The organism is Paenibacillus sp. EKM206P, assembly GCF_011066155.1.
Taxonomy (GTDB): Bacteria; Bacillota; Bacilli; order Paenibacillales; family Paenibacillaceae; genus Paenibacillus; species Paenibacillus polymyxa_D.
On sequence record NZ_JAAMNQ010000003.1, the window covers coordinates 30851 to 47267 of the forward strand.

Consider the following 16417-nt stretch of genomic DNA (forward strand, 5'->3'; position numbering starts at 1 on the left):
TAGAAAAAGAAAAGCAGAGTGAGACGACAAAAAGAGATCAACGTGTTCCGACCGTTGATCTCTTTTTGTTGTGCTCAATCAGCACGACAGATTACAAAAGAGATGAGGAAAGTTAGGTTGGGAGTTTGGTCGTCTGGATTTGTAGTGAAGAGCTTATTTACCTGTAATGCAGAAGAGCAGAAGGGATTAGTGATGCACGTTCTTATTATGGGCATCAAAAGTCAAGTTTAATGAATATATAAGTATACTAAATATCACATTCACATAGGAAATAATACGAAAAGGTCCCTAAATATCCATTTTTCATCAGCAAGATCAGAAAATAATTTGGCAAAGTTCATTTACTTCTAGATGGAGGTGAGTTGCATTTTGTATTAGGTGTGTTTTTAAATAATATTCTCCAGCTAATTGACAATTTATCATTTGTCGGGTGACAAGAACATTGTTACATTCCCGATAGGATTTCATCGAAGGCGACAGACGCCCTTTTATTAAACTAAAGGGCAGGATAGTCAATTTTTTCGCGAATACTTTACATTTGAAAGATATTTGCGAAATTCGTAGATAAGAGGTTATGAGAAAGTAATGTAAAATAGATATTAATTGTAATTTGCAAGAAATATGTCGTACCGTTCGGCACAATAGCATGCAGCGCTTCCATGAGCTTGAGTGAGGAAACTAAATCATTTCCAGGGAGCTTAATGATTAAGTGGATCAATTCGAAAGATCCCAGGAAATAAAGAAATGATCTCGCCAAATTTGGAACTGGGATTCATAAATTCAACGGATTAGCATTCAGTTCTAATAATCTTGTCCAACTCACGGGAAACGTTAGTTCAATAAAATAGCGACAGTCGGTAAGAAGTTCTCTTGTTTTCAACTATCCATTCCCCTTTATATATTAATACCAATTACAAAAAAGTCCCAAAAACAAATGTTTTTGAGACTGGGTTAAAAACCAAGTATTCTTGTTTACTGACTGGTATCCTATGCTACATATTCATTTTTTCCTGCGCCTATACCCGTGATAAAGATAATAACAGAAGTTAAAACTAACATCAGTAAGGAAGTATTCCAATTATGTGTCACATCATGCAACCATCCAAATAAGACAGGGCCGATAGCAGACAAAAGATAACCTAATGATTGAGCCATACCGGATAATTCTGCTGCCTCATTCGTATCTTGAGTACGTAAACTAAAAAACATCATAGCTAAACTAAAGGCAAATCCCACTCCAATTCCAACCATAATTATCCATATTGGAATAAGGATCGTGCTTCCGTGTAAGATACCGAATACCCCTCCAATAAGCAAGATGACTGAAACCAGTACTAATGGATGCTGCTTCTTTAAACGTCCAGCTAAAATAGAGACAATAAACGTAGTAGGAAGCATAGCAAATTGCATTAAAGACAACATCCAGCCAGCTTCATGAGTGTTCAGCCCTTTTTGTTCAAGAATTTCAGGAAGCCACGTTATCATGGTATAAAAGATTAAGGATTGAAAACCCATAAATAACGTGACATTCCATGCTAGTTTAGAATGCCATAAGTTTATAGATTTAACTTTCTTTTTAGTTTGTACAAATCTAATAGATTTATGTTGATTTTGTATTAGTGGTAACCAAAAGAAAAGTGTAAGAAGAGATAAGATTCCCCAGCATCCGAGACCTCCTGACCATCCTAACCCTGATATTGAGGAGATGGGGATACTTATACCGGATCCAATAGCTCCACATAAATTCATAGAGACTATATAAATCCCTGTTATCATTCCTACATTTTGTGCAAAGTTATGTTTAATGAGACTGGGGAGTAATACATTACCAATGGCAATACATGAACCAATTAAGATTGTTCCTATAAATAAGGTTATTACACCACCAAAAGAACGTATTCCGAATCCAATGGTTAATAAGATTAAAGAAATAAATAGGATAAACTCCGTACTAAAACGTTGAGCTAACTTAGGGGCAAAAGGGGATAAGAATGCAAAAGTAAGTAAAGGTACTGTAGTTATTGTCCCTGCTAGTATACTAGATATGCCTAAACTGTCACGTATAGAATTTATTAGTGGACCCACTGAAGTTAGTGGGGCTCTGAGATTGGCTCCCATTAGGATGATACCTATAATAAGTAATCCTATTCTAGGCTTTAGATCCGGTTTCGGTTGTCCTAGTTGATTGGTTTTTTGTGAAATACCCATGATCGCTATAGATCCTCCGTATTTAATACTAAAGCTTTTCTAAATTAGGTAATCAATTCATTTATTGTTTGAATTGCCACACTTCCATATTGTTCCACAATAGTAACCGTAAAGCAGAGAACATAATAAAATGTTGTTTTCTACTTGACGGTTACTTTTAAACATTTTAATTAAATTAAGCGAATTTTTGGACTTCTCCCGTTAGTTAATAGGAGAACGACAAGCCCCTACTTTTATACCTAAAGAATTATAGTGATTTTTTATGTTTATGATGGCTTGACCACTTGTAACTTTATTAATTAATTGTTTTATCTTCCAAAGGTCTACTGGTTTATTCATTAATAAGTCATTAAAAATTTGTTTGATTTCTTGTGGGTAAACATTTCCTACCATACTAGAAAGTCCATTACATCCATTCATTATCTTTTCTATAAGATTTACATCTCCACCAGCGAACATGATGAAATCATCTGGTAAGTCAGTATTATGGTGACGTTTGGCATCACTCTCTTCTTTAAGTCCTACAAGGTTAGAGTACTTCTGGTTAATAACAGTCTTTAATGATTCAGCACTTAGCTCAAATCCTGTTCGGAAAGGATTATTATAAAGGACAACGTTTTTGGTGGTATGTTGTAGCAGCTCATTGATATAAGAAATAGCTTGTTGTTGTGTCGGCTGAATGTAAGGTGGAAACTGAATTAGAATAGAATCAAAAACAGATTCCTCAAGCTTTTTAACCAGTTTTATTGCATTTCTTGTTGTTGTAGCTGATACGCCAAACATCAGTTCAACATTTTCAAATTTTTGTTGATTAAAATAATCAATAATATGGATACGCTCTTCAATGCTCATTGAATTTTGTTCGCCTGTCGTAGCAGACACAAGTAGTGAATCTATCCCGTTATCTGTTAAATGTTTAACAATAGGATTGAATCCTTCTAAATATAAGCTCTCATCATCACGAAAGGGAGTTGGAATAGCAACATTAAAATTTTTCATCAGTTATATCCTCCAGTGTATATACATTACAAGAACTATTTGTACATAACGTCAAATACTAAATCCTTTCAGATAATTTTTAAAAGGTATATTTGAATGACTAAATTGTTCTATGTTCATGTTGTTTAAAGTTTGGTTACATTCTTCAGGCCAAAAGTATTAGCTAATCTTTTCTAGTTATTCTTTATTTGTGTATCTGGTTTGACTATGTGACGAGGTGTATTACCCACCGGTTTCTCTAAAAACCAAGTGCCCATTGAAGTAAGAACCGGTACATTTTGAAACGTGTAAATAATAGCATCCTCTGTTTGCTAAGTGTTGCAATGCTCATGAGCAGAGCAAGGAGGAGCTAAGAATAGGTCGCCTTTTTTCAATTCAATCTTTTCTCCATCCACGATACTATAACCCTCGCCCTGAAATACTAGATTGAGAGCTACATTAGTATGACGATGAGCTTTATTATGCCCACCAGGTTTAAAAATGTGGACGACTACTTTCATAGTTGATGAAGTTCCATGCGTATCCCCTGTATGATTATGAATGAGTGACAATGTTCCACGGCCACTTTAAAGAAAGCCTTCCGATACAGATTAATTGAGTAATGGATAAATGTCTTTCCATTTCCATGAACATGCTCGAACGGCAGGCTTACTACTCTTTATTAAAAACTCACTGTAGTAGATAATCTCTGTTTTTTGACTACCCATCTTATCACCCCCACAAAATTTTTACACAGTTTAAAGAATTTATACTTTTAGGATTAAATGGATCTCTGTGCAACTAATAGTCTAAGACAGTTCAATCAATAGTACAATTCAATTATTTATATAATAACCATAGGTTTAAACTATGATATAATGTGTAATATCTAAGATTGTTTATAGTATTCCTATTGAAATTCATGTTAATAAACTTGCAAAATGTAAAGGTAGGAACTATTACCGTTTAAATCAGGAGGCTTAAGAATGGAGTTAAGACAACTTGAATATTTTTACGCTGTGTGCCAAGAGCTACATTTTACAAGAGCAGCAGAAAAGGTAGGGATTTCTCAACCTTCTTTAAGTCAACAAATTCGTTTGTTAGAACATGAAATTGGCACACTTTTATTTGATCGCATTGGTAAAAAGACGGCTCTTACGGAATCAGGGGAATTACTCTTAAAGTATACACGTAACATTTTTCATGAACTGGAACAGGCAAAAACCTCAATAGATGAACTAAATGGCCTTCAAAGAGGAACCATTTCTATAGGCACCTTGTTAACCGTTGAAAATTACCTCATTCCGCCCACATTACGTAGTTTTCATCATCTATATCCTGGTGTTAAGATATCTGTGTTTGGATTACGTACTGGGGATATTCAAAAACAACTGTTAGAAAATAAGCTGGATATAGGCATTGTTTTTTTACCTATGAAAGGGGATGAATTAGAAACCATTTCTTTATATAGAGAGGAAATGGCGTTTGCAGTGCCTGTTGGACACCCGTTAGAGAATCAGGATAAATTAGGTATAGAAGTCTTGCAAACAACACCTTCCATCTTACTTCCTGAACAATATTTTATAAGACAGCTTATAAATAAAGCTTGTAAAGATGTGGGGTTTATTCCAGAACCGGTCTTTGAAATTACAACCATGCAATCTTTAATTAATATGGTTATAGATAGGATAGGGGTAACTATATTACCGCGACCTTACTTAGAGTACCTTAACCATCCTCGTATCAGAATTATTCCCATTTTAAATGTTAATCTTGCTCGATATATAGGAATTATCTACAGGAAAGATAAATACCTGAGTGCTGCGACACGTATTTTTATTAATACTCTAAAAGAGACTTCACTCCATTTGACTCAGAATTTTATGAAAGGCACTGATTAAACAGTCCACTCATTTTATTAATCTTTATTTATATACTACTGGACATATAAAAGAAAGAAGCTACGACGGTCAGTTCTTTTTTGGATTGGAAAAGTCAGAGGGAATAGCTTCAGGTGCTATTAATATGTAAAGAGAACGGAAAAGTCACCATTTCAAAAATAATAAGGTCACCTTGAATCACTCATTGAATCGTATCAAAGGGCAATCGCGTAGGTAAAGATGCGTACGAAAAACCGTATTGTGATGGTGGGCAGACTTGAATTATCTCGATTCAGATATGAATTTGACTTTTGAGAAAATAATGAGGTTTATACTAGATGCCATCGCTCCATTTAAGAAGGAATGACCCATTTTGCGTTAACAGACTTGGATCTAAGTCTACAGAACAAATTTCCAAGGAGTGCATTGGTACTTAGGGGAGCGGTCGAGGATTCAGCCGCTCCAAAAAAGTCAAACAGTCCTCCTTTTATTAATGGCTATGATGTGCATGTGCATCCGGCGCACCTGACTCTATAGTGCACATAATGGATTCATCGTGTCTATGCTGTTCGGACTCGATCTGCAAAGTAGAGTGAGGAATGTTCTTATGCTCCAGCATATGCTCGATACTATGCAGTAGGGCCTCGGTTTCATACACTGTTTTATTTCCATCAACTACAATATGCGCAGTCAGAGCGTTTAAGTTGCTAGTAATTGACCAAATATGCACATCATGTACGGCTTTCACACCTTCGAACTGCGAAATGGCTTGTACGACTTCCTCTACATCAATGTTACGGGGTGTTCCTTCCATAAGCACATGCAGGGAAGACTTACTAACAAAGTAACCACTGCGAAGGACAAGTACTGCGACAATTACACTAGCAAGTGGGTCTGCCCAACCCCATCCCAAGAACATCATCAGAAGAGCGGCAATAATCGCTCCAACAGATCCCAGCATATCGCTGAGGACGTGCAGATAAGCACCTCTCATATTCAGGTTGTGCTCTGTATCGCTACCTCGCATCATAATCCAGGCAACGAGTATATTAATGAACAGGCCAACAATACTGATAACTAGCATCCCTACTGTAGCTACTTCTGGAGGATTTATAAACCTTTCAATCGCTTCGTAAAAAATGTATAAGGCAATCGCAATCAGAGTAACACCGTTTAGCATTGCAGCCAATATTTCAAATCTCCTGTAACCAAAGGTTTTTTCCTTATTGACAGCTTTCTCTCCAAACTTAAACGCGAACAAAGCGATCGCCAACGCAAGAGAATCCGATAACATATGACCTGCATCCGAGAACAAAGCTAAACTATTGGTAATAAATCCACCAAAAGCTTCGACCAGCATGTAAGTAGTGATGATGATGAAGGAGATCAGCAAAACTTTTTTATTGTTGTGTCGATGTCCATGATTATGTCCTGCCATACATATCCCAGCTTTCTATTTTATTAACATATGAGCAACTGTTCATATGTTTTATTGACTTCAATTATATGTGGGGAAAATATACACGTCAAGTGCAGCATGGCGCAACTGTACAGTGACAACAAGTTTATCCCTTACGAGGAATTTGTAATATTTAATGCGGCGGCTATTAGATAGAGTTACTTATGGGAATGACATAAGATAATTTCGCTTTAATCGAAATTATAGGATTTATTTCGACATAATTAGATTCTCTTAGAAAAAGGAATATTGAAGTATTTGACGAATCATTCCATTGATACAATTTCTCCCATAATGGGGTGAATGTATGTACACACCTACCAAGTTAAATAAGATTGGGGTAAATAGATGGTTTGCTTTTAGTAAGAAGCTTAACTGAGAAGTCACGTTTTATGGAGAGCTAGAATATGATCACTAGGTATTAATTGGAATGGATCCAGAGGTAACAAATTATTGCGAAAAACCATTTGAAATCAACCACTCATATTTAAAATCTGATTTTTTGACTCTGAATTACTATGCCAGTGACACAGCCAAAGCCTGTCCAGAGGTTGCCGATGAACAGTGGTCGGGAGTTAATGTCTCTGGTATCAAGGGAGAAATATCTGGCTTCGAAACACATCCGGGCTTCTATGAAATGTGCGAGAATCCTGCTCTGGAGACTACAGACTGGGCTATAGATCCAACTGGACTGGAATACATTTTGCGTGATATTTATACAAGATATAATATGCACTTGATGATCACAGAGAATGGTCTTGGTGCATACGACGAGTTGACCATTGATGGGAGGATTCATGATGATTACAGAATTGATTATTTGAAAAAACATATCCTCGCAGTTAAAAAAGCGATTGATTTTGGTGTAAAGGTCATTTCCTATAATCCGTGGTCTGCCATCGATTTATTATTCACTAGTAACGGATATAAAAAACGGTATGGATTAATTTATATAGATCGAACAGATGATGATATCAAACAATTAAAGCGTTATAAAAAAGATTCTTTTTATTGGTACAAAAAAGTTGTTGAGTCAAATGGGAAAGAAATTTAAGGACCCGTTGAACAAGAAACTCCGCTGAGAACTTTAATATGAGTCCCTTATAAACTCCACGAATAAGCCACTAATCTGTTAGTCTAGGATTAGTGGCTTGCTGTTGTTGGTAGACAATACAAAGTTGCTCTAGAAGTCATCTAAATGGAGGCTTTAGGGGCAATGAAACCGTCACATATCAGCTGAGTCTTCTCGGTTCATTAATATCTAAGCCAGGTTTATGATTAGAGCATTCTTCGAAGAAGCAGAAGTGTGAATGTTCAAAATTTGTTCAGTCATACCATGCTAAAATCTTCGTATCAAAATAACAGCCAAAACCTACAAAGGAGACAGTGATTGTGTGAACAGGAAAGCAGCATCGTTTCATATATAATATTTATTTAATGTATGTCGATATTGCAATGCATATAATCGCATCCTGATTTTAGTAGGCCAGGGGAATGTTATTTAAGGCAGCGACGATAAAACAAACTGAAAAGCGGGTAACCGTTCTTTCAATGAACGGTTATTTTTCATGCTTAAATTTAAATTTTTCCTTGAGAGAAAATAGCGTTGCTGTACTTAGTACTATATGAGATGAGGTGGCATTAGCCTAAACAATTCAGATGATTTTATTTGTCGCATAAGAAGGAGGAACTTTTATTGTTACCATTAATTAAGGAATTTCGTCTAAACCAAAAGCTTACTTCTTATTTAAAATTAATCCTAGTGGTCATTATTCTTGCCGCAGCTATTGTTCCCGTCGCCCCTTCACGGGCACATGCTTTTTACGGAACGGGAAACGGTACGGAACAGAACCCTTATATCATCACGACAGCGGCGATGCTGGATGGTATCAGGACTAATCCGAACGCTTATTACAAATTGGGTGCTAATATCCAATTAACGGATTGTACTTGGAACCCGATTGCCAATTTCTCGGGTGTGTTCGATGGGAACGGATACACGATTTCCGGCTTGACGATTAATCAGCCCTTGTCAATGAATGTCGGTTTTTTGGGCAATTTAATGGCTACAGGTATTGTTCGTAACGTTCGGTTAATGGATGTTAACATAATCGGAAATAGGAACGTAGGAAGTGTTACTGGTACAAGTTTCGGTCAAATCAGTAATGTATTTGCATCCGGCAGTGTAGAAGCGCTCGGAGAGGGCACCTATGATTATGCGAGTGGTCTGGTCGGGTGTTAACAACGCGTCGATTACTAAGTCTATATCGGCTGTCAACGTGAGGGGAGCCAAATCTACTGGATATGTTGGAGGAATTGCAGGCTATAATATTCAAGGCACCGTCAGCCAAAGTTATGCGACTGGCCAAGTGGATGGACTGTCCCGCGCTGGTGGTTTAGTCGGATACAATTCTAACGGAACCGTGAGCAATTCTTACTCAACGGGTTCAGTCACAACGACCTTCAACCGAGCTGGAGGACTTGCTGGACAAAATGCTGGCTAGGTAACAAACAGCTATTCCAAAACAACGGACACATCACTTTCACATCAGGCGAAGATTTCGTTATTTATGATTGACCTTTCGAATAGGCCAATAACAGCTGGAACTGGGATGAACTTCCTATAAGCAACCTTAGTTTGTTTATCGCTTATGTTGCTTAAGTTTTTATCGAAAAACGCTCATGGTACGGCTTCTTATAACAGAAAAGGTGGGGCTATATGCTGATAGTGGGTATGAGGATTTACAATATACATTTGATTGTTTTCCCCTGAATGATTAATATAATGGACAATGTCATAAACCTACCGTATTAAAAAAAGAGATGAGGATTACGATGAATAAAGCAAAGATTCTTATTATCGAAGATGATGCCCCGATTGCCGACTTGCTTTCGTACGGGCTTTCTATAGAGGGGTTCCAGACACGCACAGCGGCCAGTGGAGCAACGGGAATGCATGAGCTGCAGTCGTTTCAGCCCGATTTGCTGCTGTTAGATTGGATGCTACCTGACCAGAGCGGTCTAGACATTTGCAAAAAGGTGACAACGGACTATAACATACCGATCTGCATGATTACAGCCAAATCGGACATTACCGATAAAATTCTAGGCCTTGAATTCGGTGCCGATGATTATATTACCAAGCCTTTTGATCTGCGCGAAGTTGTTGCACGCATTCGAACCATTTTGCGCAGAGTGGAGCAGGCGAACAGCTCGGACAGGGAAGAAGCCACGAAAGCCGTCATTCGGTTTGACAATATTGAAGTGATCGAAGAAGAACGACTCGTCCAAATAGAAGGCCGTCCTGTTGAATTGACCCCCAAGGAATTTGATCTGCTTATGATGCTGGTTAAACATCAGGGCAAAACCTTTACACGTTCCGAACTGCTTGATCTGGTGTGGGGCTATCATTTTGTCGGAGATACCCGTACGGTTGATACGCATATCCAGAGACTCCGCAAAAAGCTAGACGCCACCGAATGCATTACTACCGTCTTCGGAATCGGGTACAAATTTAAAAAAATGGGTGGATAAGCATGATACGTAAAATCAGCATCAAATTCCTGATCGGTTTTTTTCTGATTTTTTCGCTTTCTTTTGTCGTGCTCAATCAGACAGTCAAGGAATTTATCCGGACAAGCAATCAGAATCTGGTTACCTCCGAACTGATCGGACTGAAAAATAACAGCAACGTGTATGTGCGTCAGGCTTTCCTGATTAACCATTTCAGTAGCAATGAGCTGTATTTTGGAGAAATTGCGAGGGAAATAGCAACTAATCTGAACCATACCACGGACAGCAGTATTGGCGTGTATACGGTGGAGGGCAAATTGCTTTATGCCCCGGACAGCTCCATTTTTCAGCAGCACATGCAAAGCGATCTGCAGCAGGCGATTGGTGGCAATACAGCGTACAGCATTACTTATGATCGTAATAAGACGACTGTCCTTTTCTCCTATCCGGTTGTTATAGACGGTTCAAAGGTGGGCATACTGCGTTTTTACAAAGATTTCAGCTCACTCTACGAACAAACCGGACAGATTCGGCAGATTACCCTCTATATTGCCCTGGCGATTTTTGCGGCAGCTTTTCTGTTTTCCTATATTCTTTCCAGGCATATTACCATCCCGCTGACCAGACTGACGCAAGCCTCCACTGAGGTGAAAAACGGGAATCTGGATATCCGCCTTCACTTTAAACGCAGGGATGAAATTGGCCGACTGGCTGAGAATTTTAACGATATGATTGATCAAATTAGTAGACAGATTCATATTATTGAGAAGGACCGGGACCATTTGAAAGAGCTTCACCAGCAGGAAAAGCGCTTTTTTGACAATATTACTCACGAACTGAAAACGCCATTAACCTCCATTCTGGGATATGCGGAGCTGATCAGAATGAACGGTGAGAAAGACCGTGCTTTTTTTGGCAAAGGGATGAATCATATTATCGAGGAGAGCAAGCGCCTGCATGCGATGGTGCTAAAACTACTGGAAGTTTCACGCAAAAATATCATGATCAATGAGCTTGATCGGGTAGATATCGGGCTAATTCTGCAGGATGTGTGTGAATCGATGATGATCCGGGCACAGCGCTATAAAAAGACCATTGAATATGAGATGAATGAGGAATTGATGATGTTGGCCGATAGGGACAGAATCAGACAGCTGTTCATCAACTTGATAGATAATGCGATAAAATATAGTTTGCCGTTTTCGGTAGTAACGGTAAAAGCAGTACGGGCAGAAGAAAAGATCCGCTTGATTTTCAGCAATCCAAGCGATCCGATTGAGGCAGAACATCTGTCACACCTGTTACAGCCATTTTATCCAGCTCATTCCGACAGTGCGGAGGAAGGCAGTGTAGGATTGGGGCTCAGCATTGTGAAATCCATCGTTGAAGAATTTGCGGGTTCCATCTCGATTGCAAACGAGCATAATGAAACCATCGTTACGGTAGAATTTAAAGCGCTGGAAACCGCGGGGAACGGAGAATGAATAATGGGCAATAAATATGTTGTAATGCTGCTGGTCCTATCTCTCGTGGTATTACTGCTGTCAGGATGCGGTTCAGAACCAAAAACAGAGACCGTCGTCATCGCCGACAGCAATGAAGTTTCCAGTACCGATCAAAGCTCTCGGCCGTTTCAGGTCCAAAAAATATATCGGCTTCCGGATCGTTTTGCAAATCGGGGGGAGCTACTGGGATGGTCGTCTGGAAATGCCGTTATCGCATCGTTCGGAGCCATGACCATACTGAAGCGAGGCACGGTGGAACGTTTAACTTATCCGTATGAGCAGAGCAAGGCCATACCCGGAATCGGTAAGGTAACTTCCAATACGACACTTTCTCCCGATGGGAAATATATTTGCGAATTTTCTCGTTCTTCCTCGGAGACAACCCTAAGGCTTATTTCCTTGCAGGATGGCAAGGAAAAGGAAATAGACAGGATCAGTACTAGAAACGAGTCTTATGTACAATATGTTTCCTGGTCGGCCAACAGTTCGTATATCGGCTACCTGGTAGAAAATCCGTTTGATAATGGAGCGGATAGCCTGTACATCTACGATATGGGGTCTCAAACTTCTGGCAAGTATCAGTTAAAAGGCATTATGAAGGAAGACACGCTTTTGAGTGTTAACATTGCAAATGATGGCCGCAGCATACTGGTGGAGTTGTTTGGTGCAAAAAAAGGTCAGAAAAAGATACTAACCATGGGGAAGGTTTCCGGGAAGAATATTGAATTTCAATACGAGCGTCAGATTGGTGGAGATTCAGTAGCCTGGATGAATAACGACCAGTTTGTGTTTCTCGGAACGGATAATTCACTGTATGAATATGATCGGCGAAACGGCGAACTCTCCGTCATTCTGGAAAAAGTGTTTGATTTTGAATTCTCGCCTGACAGGAAAAATATCGCATACACCGAGTATGATCAAAATGTTACTTACGTAGGCAAGGTGCAGGGAAGAAATATACTGTATAAGGAACCGGTGTATCGCGGAATTGTGCCGACGCATATATACTGGAATCCGAACAATAAAAGTGTACTGCTTCAAGGACAAAAACAATTGGATTCCTCGCAGACTGCGTCAACGGATTCTCCTAGCAAGGAGTCATTGATCATTGAATTGAAATAGCGGTGAGGATCGCCATGTTTGTAGACGTCAAAAACCTTATTTCGGTTGTTCAGCCGGAATAAGGTTTTTCTTTTTGCAACCGTTGTGACAATTTGTTTACATGTTGATCAAACTTTCGCGACATCTTTTTTTTATAGTAAATGAAGCAAGATCATTAGCCTATAAGGACAAGGAATGGACCATAGTGAATGGAAACCGGAATTTGCACCTGAATCAACCCATAAAACGTTATATGACCGGCCTGGATGGGCTAAGAGCCATCTCTGTGCTTGCTGTTATTGCTTATCATCTTCATTTCAGATGGGCAGAAGGTGGGCTGCTGGGGGTGGAGATTTTCTTCGTCCTATCAGGATATCTGATTACGGATCAGATTCTTTTCGAATGGAGGATGCGCAGTGGTTTCTCCATTATACAATTCTGGATCAGACGAATGCGCAGACTACTGCCGGCCATGATCTTTATGCTGACTGCAGTGGCACTGTGGCTTTTAATTACTGATTTCTCCAGACTGCAGGCGTTAAGAGGCCATTTTGTATCCTCGCTTTTTTACGTAAACAACTGGTATCTCATTTTTCATCATGTTTCATATTTCGAGAGCTTTGGCCCGCCTTCTCCAATCGGTCACCTCTGGTCGCTTTCCATTGAGGAACAGTTTTACCTCATCTGGCCGCTTGTTCTACTGATCGGTCTGTGCCTTGCGCCGCGACGAGGAAGACTGATGTTATACATTCTGGGTTGCGCCGCCGTATCCGCCATAGCCATGGCCGTGATATACGAACCCGGAACAGATCCGAGCAGGGTGTATTACGGGACGGACACGCGGGTGTTTGCCATTTTGATCGGAGCGGCTCTGGCGATAATCTGGCCCAGCTGGAGACTGAGCGAAAATGTATCCTCTTCGTCACGGACCATGCTGGATATGACTGGCGTGCTGGGCATTGTAATGCTGTTTATCATGATCGGTCAGACCAACCAGTTTGATGATTCGCTGTATCGCGGCGGTTTTCTTTATTTATCACTCATTACTGCAGTTATTATTGCTGTACTTGTTCATCCGGCCAATCGACTGGAACGATGGCTCGGCTGCCGGCCTCTGAGCTGGATCGGTAAGCGATCTTACAGTCTGTATATTTGGCATTATCCAATCATTATTTTGTCAAGTCCGGTGGTGAATACCGAAGATGCCAGCTATATACGTATTGCTCTGCAGGTAACGGCCAGTTTCATAATGGCAAGTCTTTCCTACAGATACATCGAAGAGCCCATTCGTCGCGGGACCCTAAAATCACTCCGCAGGTCAGGCGCTGGCAGCCAGTTAGGCCTTGTCGTCATTGTTATCGCCATTATTCTGGTCCTGACATCATGGAAGACGAATTCACCAGATCCTGTGCCTGATGCTCCAGCAACTGTAAGCCGGGAACCCGTCCAGACAGAAAAGGTGCAATCCGGATTTTCCGATGTAAATACAGGCCATTCCGCAGAAGGAGAGAAGGTCACGGCGATCGGAGATTCCGTCATTCTGGATGCCGCCCCGTTTCTGGAAAAGCAGCTCCCCGGTATGACCATTGATGGCAAGGTGGGACGGCAAATGTCACAGGCTGGGAATGTGCTTGATGACCTGCGGGCACAGGGCAAGCTTGGCAATAAAATTATTATTGAACTCGGCACCAACGGCGTGTTTAACCAGAGTCAACTGAAGTCCTTGCTGACTTCACTACAGGATTCTCGGCAAATTTATCTGATAACGACCAGAGTACCGAGAGGGTGGCAGAATACCGTAAATGACAATCTGCGTGAAATTGCTGGTGAATTTCAAAATGTACGACTTATCGACTGGTATTCGGCCAGCGAAAACCGCAACGATCTATTTTATGACGATGGTGTCCATCTGAAACCAGAAGGAGCTCAGTATTATGCCTCGGTTTTGATTGATGCTATCAAACAGGATAAAACCTACTAGCATGTTAAAGGAAAGGATGAACTAGGTATGAACAAAAAAAATGTCAGAAAAGTGAGGGCATTATGGGGTTTTATGATTCTTCTTATCGTCATAGGAGCCATAGGCCTCCATCTACATTCAAAGCAAAATTCGGATGATAACGAACCACGCGGCAAGGATTCTTCTCTATACAATCTTGATGCGATGCAGCCTGCTGCACAAAAGCCTGGGGCTTCCAGTACCAGCGGAGAACAAGCTCAACCATCCGCGTCCTTAAACGGCGAGGGCGTCACGATGATTGGAGATTCGGTTACGGTCGGAATTGAGCCTTATTTAAAAGAGCAGCTTCCGAATATGACGGTAGACGGCAAGGTTGGCCGGCAGATGTCTCAAGCTGTAAAAGTCATTAATGAATTAGCCACCCAAGGCAAACTGGGAGACCAAGTCATTATCGAACTCGGCACCAATGGTCCGTTTAGCAGAGACCAACTGCACGACGTACTGCAATCCCTTTCTGGAGCCAGACAGGTAATCTTGCTCACCACCCGGGTTCCGAAAGGATGGCAAAACACGGTGAATGACACGATTGCACAGGTTGCCGATGAGTTTAGCAACGTCAGCGTGGTGGACTGGTATTCGGCCAGTGTAGGCAAAGATGAATACTTTTATAGAGATGGCGTCCATTTAAAACCAGGGGGTAGCCGATATTACACTTCACTCCTCGTAGCAGCCTTGCAAAAATCTTAAATACAGAAGGGACAGGCGCGTTCATAATTCGGAAAGGAAGAATGACATGACACAGAGGAAAAAGAGGATATTAATTGTAACATTGTTACTTGTGGTCGCTGCTGTAAGCTTTATTTTTTATTATTTCTTTTCGATTTACAAAGGGCTGGAAGGATTTAATAAGGCTCCGGCAAACTCCCCGTTCATTAATGTAAGCACCGATAATACCGAAGCTCTGGAAGCTCCAGCATGGGAGGGAACTGAGCCTGTCAATATTTTGCTGATGGGTGTGGATGCCCGTGGAAGCGACAAGGGCGAGGTACCCAGATCCGACAGCATGATGGTTGTTTCGTTGAATCCTACCGATAAGCATATCCATGTGTTTTCGATTTTGCGTGACACTTATACGGATATTCCCGGATACGGCAAAAACCGAATCAACACGGCTGTTACGCATGGGCCGGATACGGCGATGAAAGCAGTCAGTGAATTGCTGGGGGTGCCTGTTCATTTTTATGTATATACCGATTTCCAGGGGTTTATTAAACTCGTGGACTCTGTAGGCGGACTCGATTTTTATGTCGAAAAGGATATGTACTATGAAAGCAAGGCCGATCTGCATGAGTACGATATTAATTTAAAGCAGGGACAGCAGCATTTCAACGGCAAAACGGCGCTTCAATATGTTCGTTTTCGTCATGATGCCATGTCCGATTATTCCAGAACAGAAAGACAGCGCGAATTTATTACGGCATTAGCCGAGAAGGTCAAAACAACGACTTCCATTATGAAGCTTCCTTCCATTCTAGAGGAAATCAGTCCGTATATCGATACCAATTTGTCAGTCTCCGATATGTGGAATTTGGCTTCGGTAGGGTATCAAAGTACGTTAAAGGGAAATGAACAAATACCGCCAATGAAGCTATTAAAAGAAACTTATGTGGGCAAAGCAGCTGTTCTGGATGTAAAAAGTCGAACTGATTTGAAGCAATTTGTGCAAAGTACCATAAACTCCGACGCTTCTCATTCGATGACAGACAATCCTTCCGGGCAGAAAACAGATCTTGAATAGGATTGGACAATATAT

14 protein-coding genes are annotated in these 16417 nt (G+C 40.5%); 10 read left to right on the forward strand and 4 right to left on the reverse strand.

Translation table 11 applies throughout. The annotated features are described in order from the left end of the window. Window positions 1-987 precede the first annotated feature (987 nt). From G9G53_RS06895 to G9G53_RS26890, 3 genes are all read right to left on the reverse strand, one after another. Window positions 988-2208, reverse strand: coding sequence for a CynX/NimT family MFS transporter (locus G9G53_RS06895; protein WP_165146421.1), 1221 nt, complete (start codon window positions 2206-2208; stop codon window positions 988-990). Between the two features lie 201 nt (window positions 2209-2409). Next, window positions 2410-3207 (reverse strand): dihydrodipicolinate synthase family protein, encoded by a 798-nt coding sequence (locus G9G53_RS06900; protein ID WP_029515236.1) that lies wholly within the window; start codon window positions 3205-3207, stop codon window positions 2410-2412. Between the two features lie 311 nt (window positions 3208-3518). Then, window positions 3519-3707: a cupin domain-containing protein gene (locus G9G53_RS26890; protein ID WP_029515235.1), complete on the reverse strand. Its 189-nt coding sequence runs from the start codon at window positions 3705-3707 to the stop codon at window positions 3519-3521. Between the two features lie 465 nt (window positions 3708-4172). Between G9G53_RS26890 and G9G53_RS06910 the strand changes: the two genes are divergently transcribed. Next, window positions 4173-5087, forward strand: coding sequence for a LysR family transcriptional regulator (locus tag G9G53_RS06910; RefSeq protein ID WP_029515234.1), 915 nt, complete (start codon window positions 4173-4175; stop codon window positions 5085-5087). Between the two features lie 469 nt (window positions 5088-5556). Here G9G53_RS06910 and G9G53_RS06915 read toward each other — a convergent pair whose 3' ends face one another. Next, window positions 5557-6504 (reverse strand): cation diffusion facilitator family transporter, encoded by a 948-nt coding sequence (locus G9G53_RS06915; protein WP_025679519.1) that lies wholly within the window; start codon window positions 6502-6504, stop codon window positions 5557-5559. A 451-nt stretch (window positions 6505-6955) separates the two neighbouring features. Here G9G53_RS06915 and G9G53_RS06920 point away from each other — a divergent pair, with 451 nt between their 5' ends. From G9G53_RS06920 to G9G53_RS06955, 9 genes are all read left to right on the forward strand, one after another. Further along, a complete protein-coding gene (locus G9G53_RS06920; RefSeq protein ID WP_029515231.1) occupies window positions 6956-7579 on the forward strand; it encodes a family 1 glycosylhydrolase in 624 nt (207 codons plus the stop codon). A 642-nt stretch (window positions 7580-8221) separates the two neighbouring features. After that, the gene (locus G9G53_RS26355) at window positions 8222-8767 is read left to right on the forward strand and encodes a hypothetical protein (RefSeq protein WP_238437865.1); all 546 of its coding nucleotides are present in this window, start codon (window positions 8222-8224) and stop codon (window positions 8765-8767) included. Continuing rightward, window positions 8736-9029 carry a GLUG motif-containing protein gene (locus G9G53_RS26360; RefSeq protein ID WP_238437866.1) on the forward strand — a complete coding sequence of 98 codons (294 nt, stop codon included), beginning with the start codon at window positions 8736-8738 and terminating at the stop codon, window positions 9027-9029. Before G9G53_RS26355 ends, G9G53_RS26360 begins: the two co-directional genes overlap by 32 nt. A 331-nt stretch (window positions 9030-9360) precedes the next feature. Then, the gene (locus tag G9G53_RS06930; RefSeq protein ID WP_029515229.1) at window positions 9361-10059 is read left to right on the forward strand and encodes a response regulator transcription factor; all 699 of its coding nucleotides are present in this window, start codon (window positions 9361-9363) and stop codon (window positions 10057-10059) included. Between the two features lie 2 nt (window positions 10060-10061). Beyond that, entirely contained in the window at window positions 10062-11522 is a 1461-nt protein-coding gene (locus G9G53_RS06935; RefSeq protein WP_029515228.1) for a sensor histidine kinase, read from the forward strand. A 3-nt stretch (window positions 11523-11525) separates the two neighbouring features. Then, window positions 11526-12665 (forward strand): hypothetical protein, encoded by a 1140-nt coding sequence (locus tag G9G53_RS06940; RefSeq protein WP_029515227.1) that lies wholly within the window; start codon window positions 11526-11528, stop codon window positions 12663-12665. Window positions 12666-12849: 184 nt separating this feature from the next. After that, window positions 12850-14625 (forward strand): acyltransferase family protein, encoded by a 1776-nt coding sequence (locus G9G53_RS06945; RefSeq protein ID WP_029515225.1) that lies wholly within the window; start codon window positions 12850-12852, stop codon window positions 14623-14625. 27 nt (window positions 14626-14652) lie between these two features. Then, on the forward strand, window positions 14653-15351 hold the full coding sequence (locus G9G53_RS06950) for an SGNH/GDSL hydrolase family protein (RefSeq protein ID WP_029515224.1): 699 nt from the start codon (window positions 14653-14655) through the stop codon (window positions 15349-15351). A 46-nt stretch (window positions 15352-15397) separates the two neighbouring features. Next, complete coding sequence (locus G9G53_RS06955) at window positions 15398-16402, forward strand: LCP family protein (protein WP_029515222.1); 1005 nt, start codon at window positions 15398-15400, stop codon at window positions 16400-16402. Window positions 16403-16417: the final 15 nt, after the last annotated feature.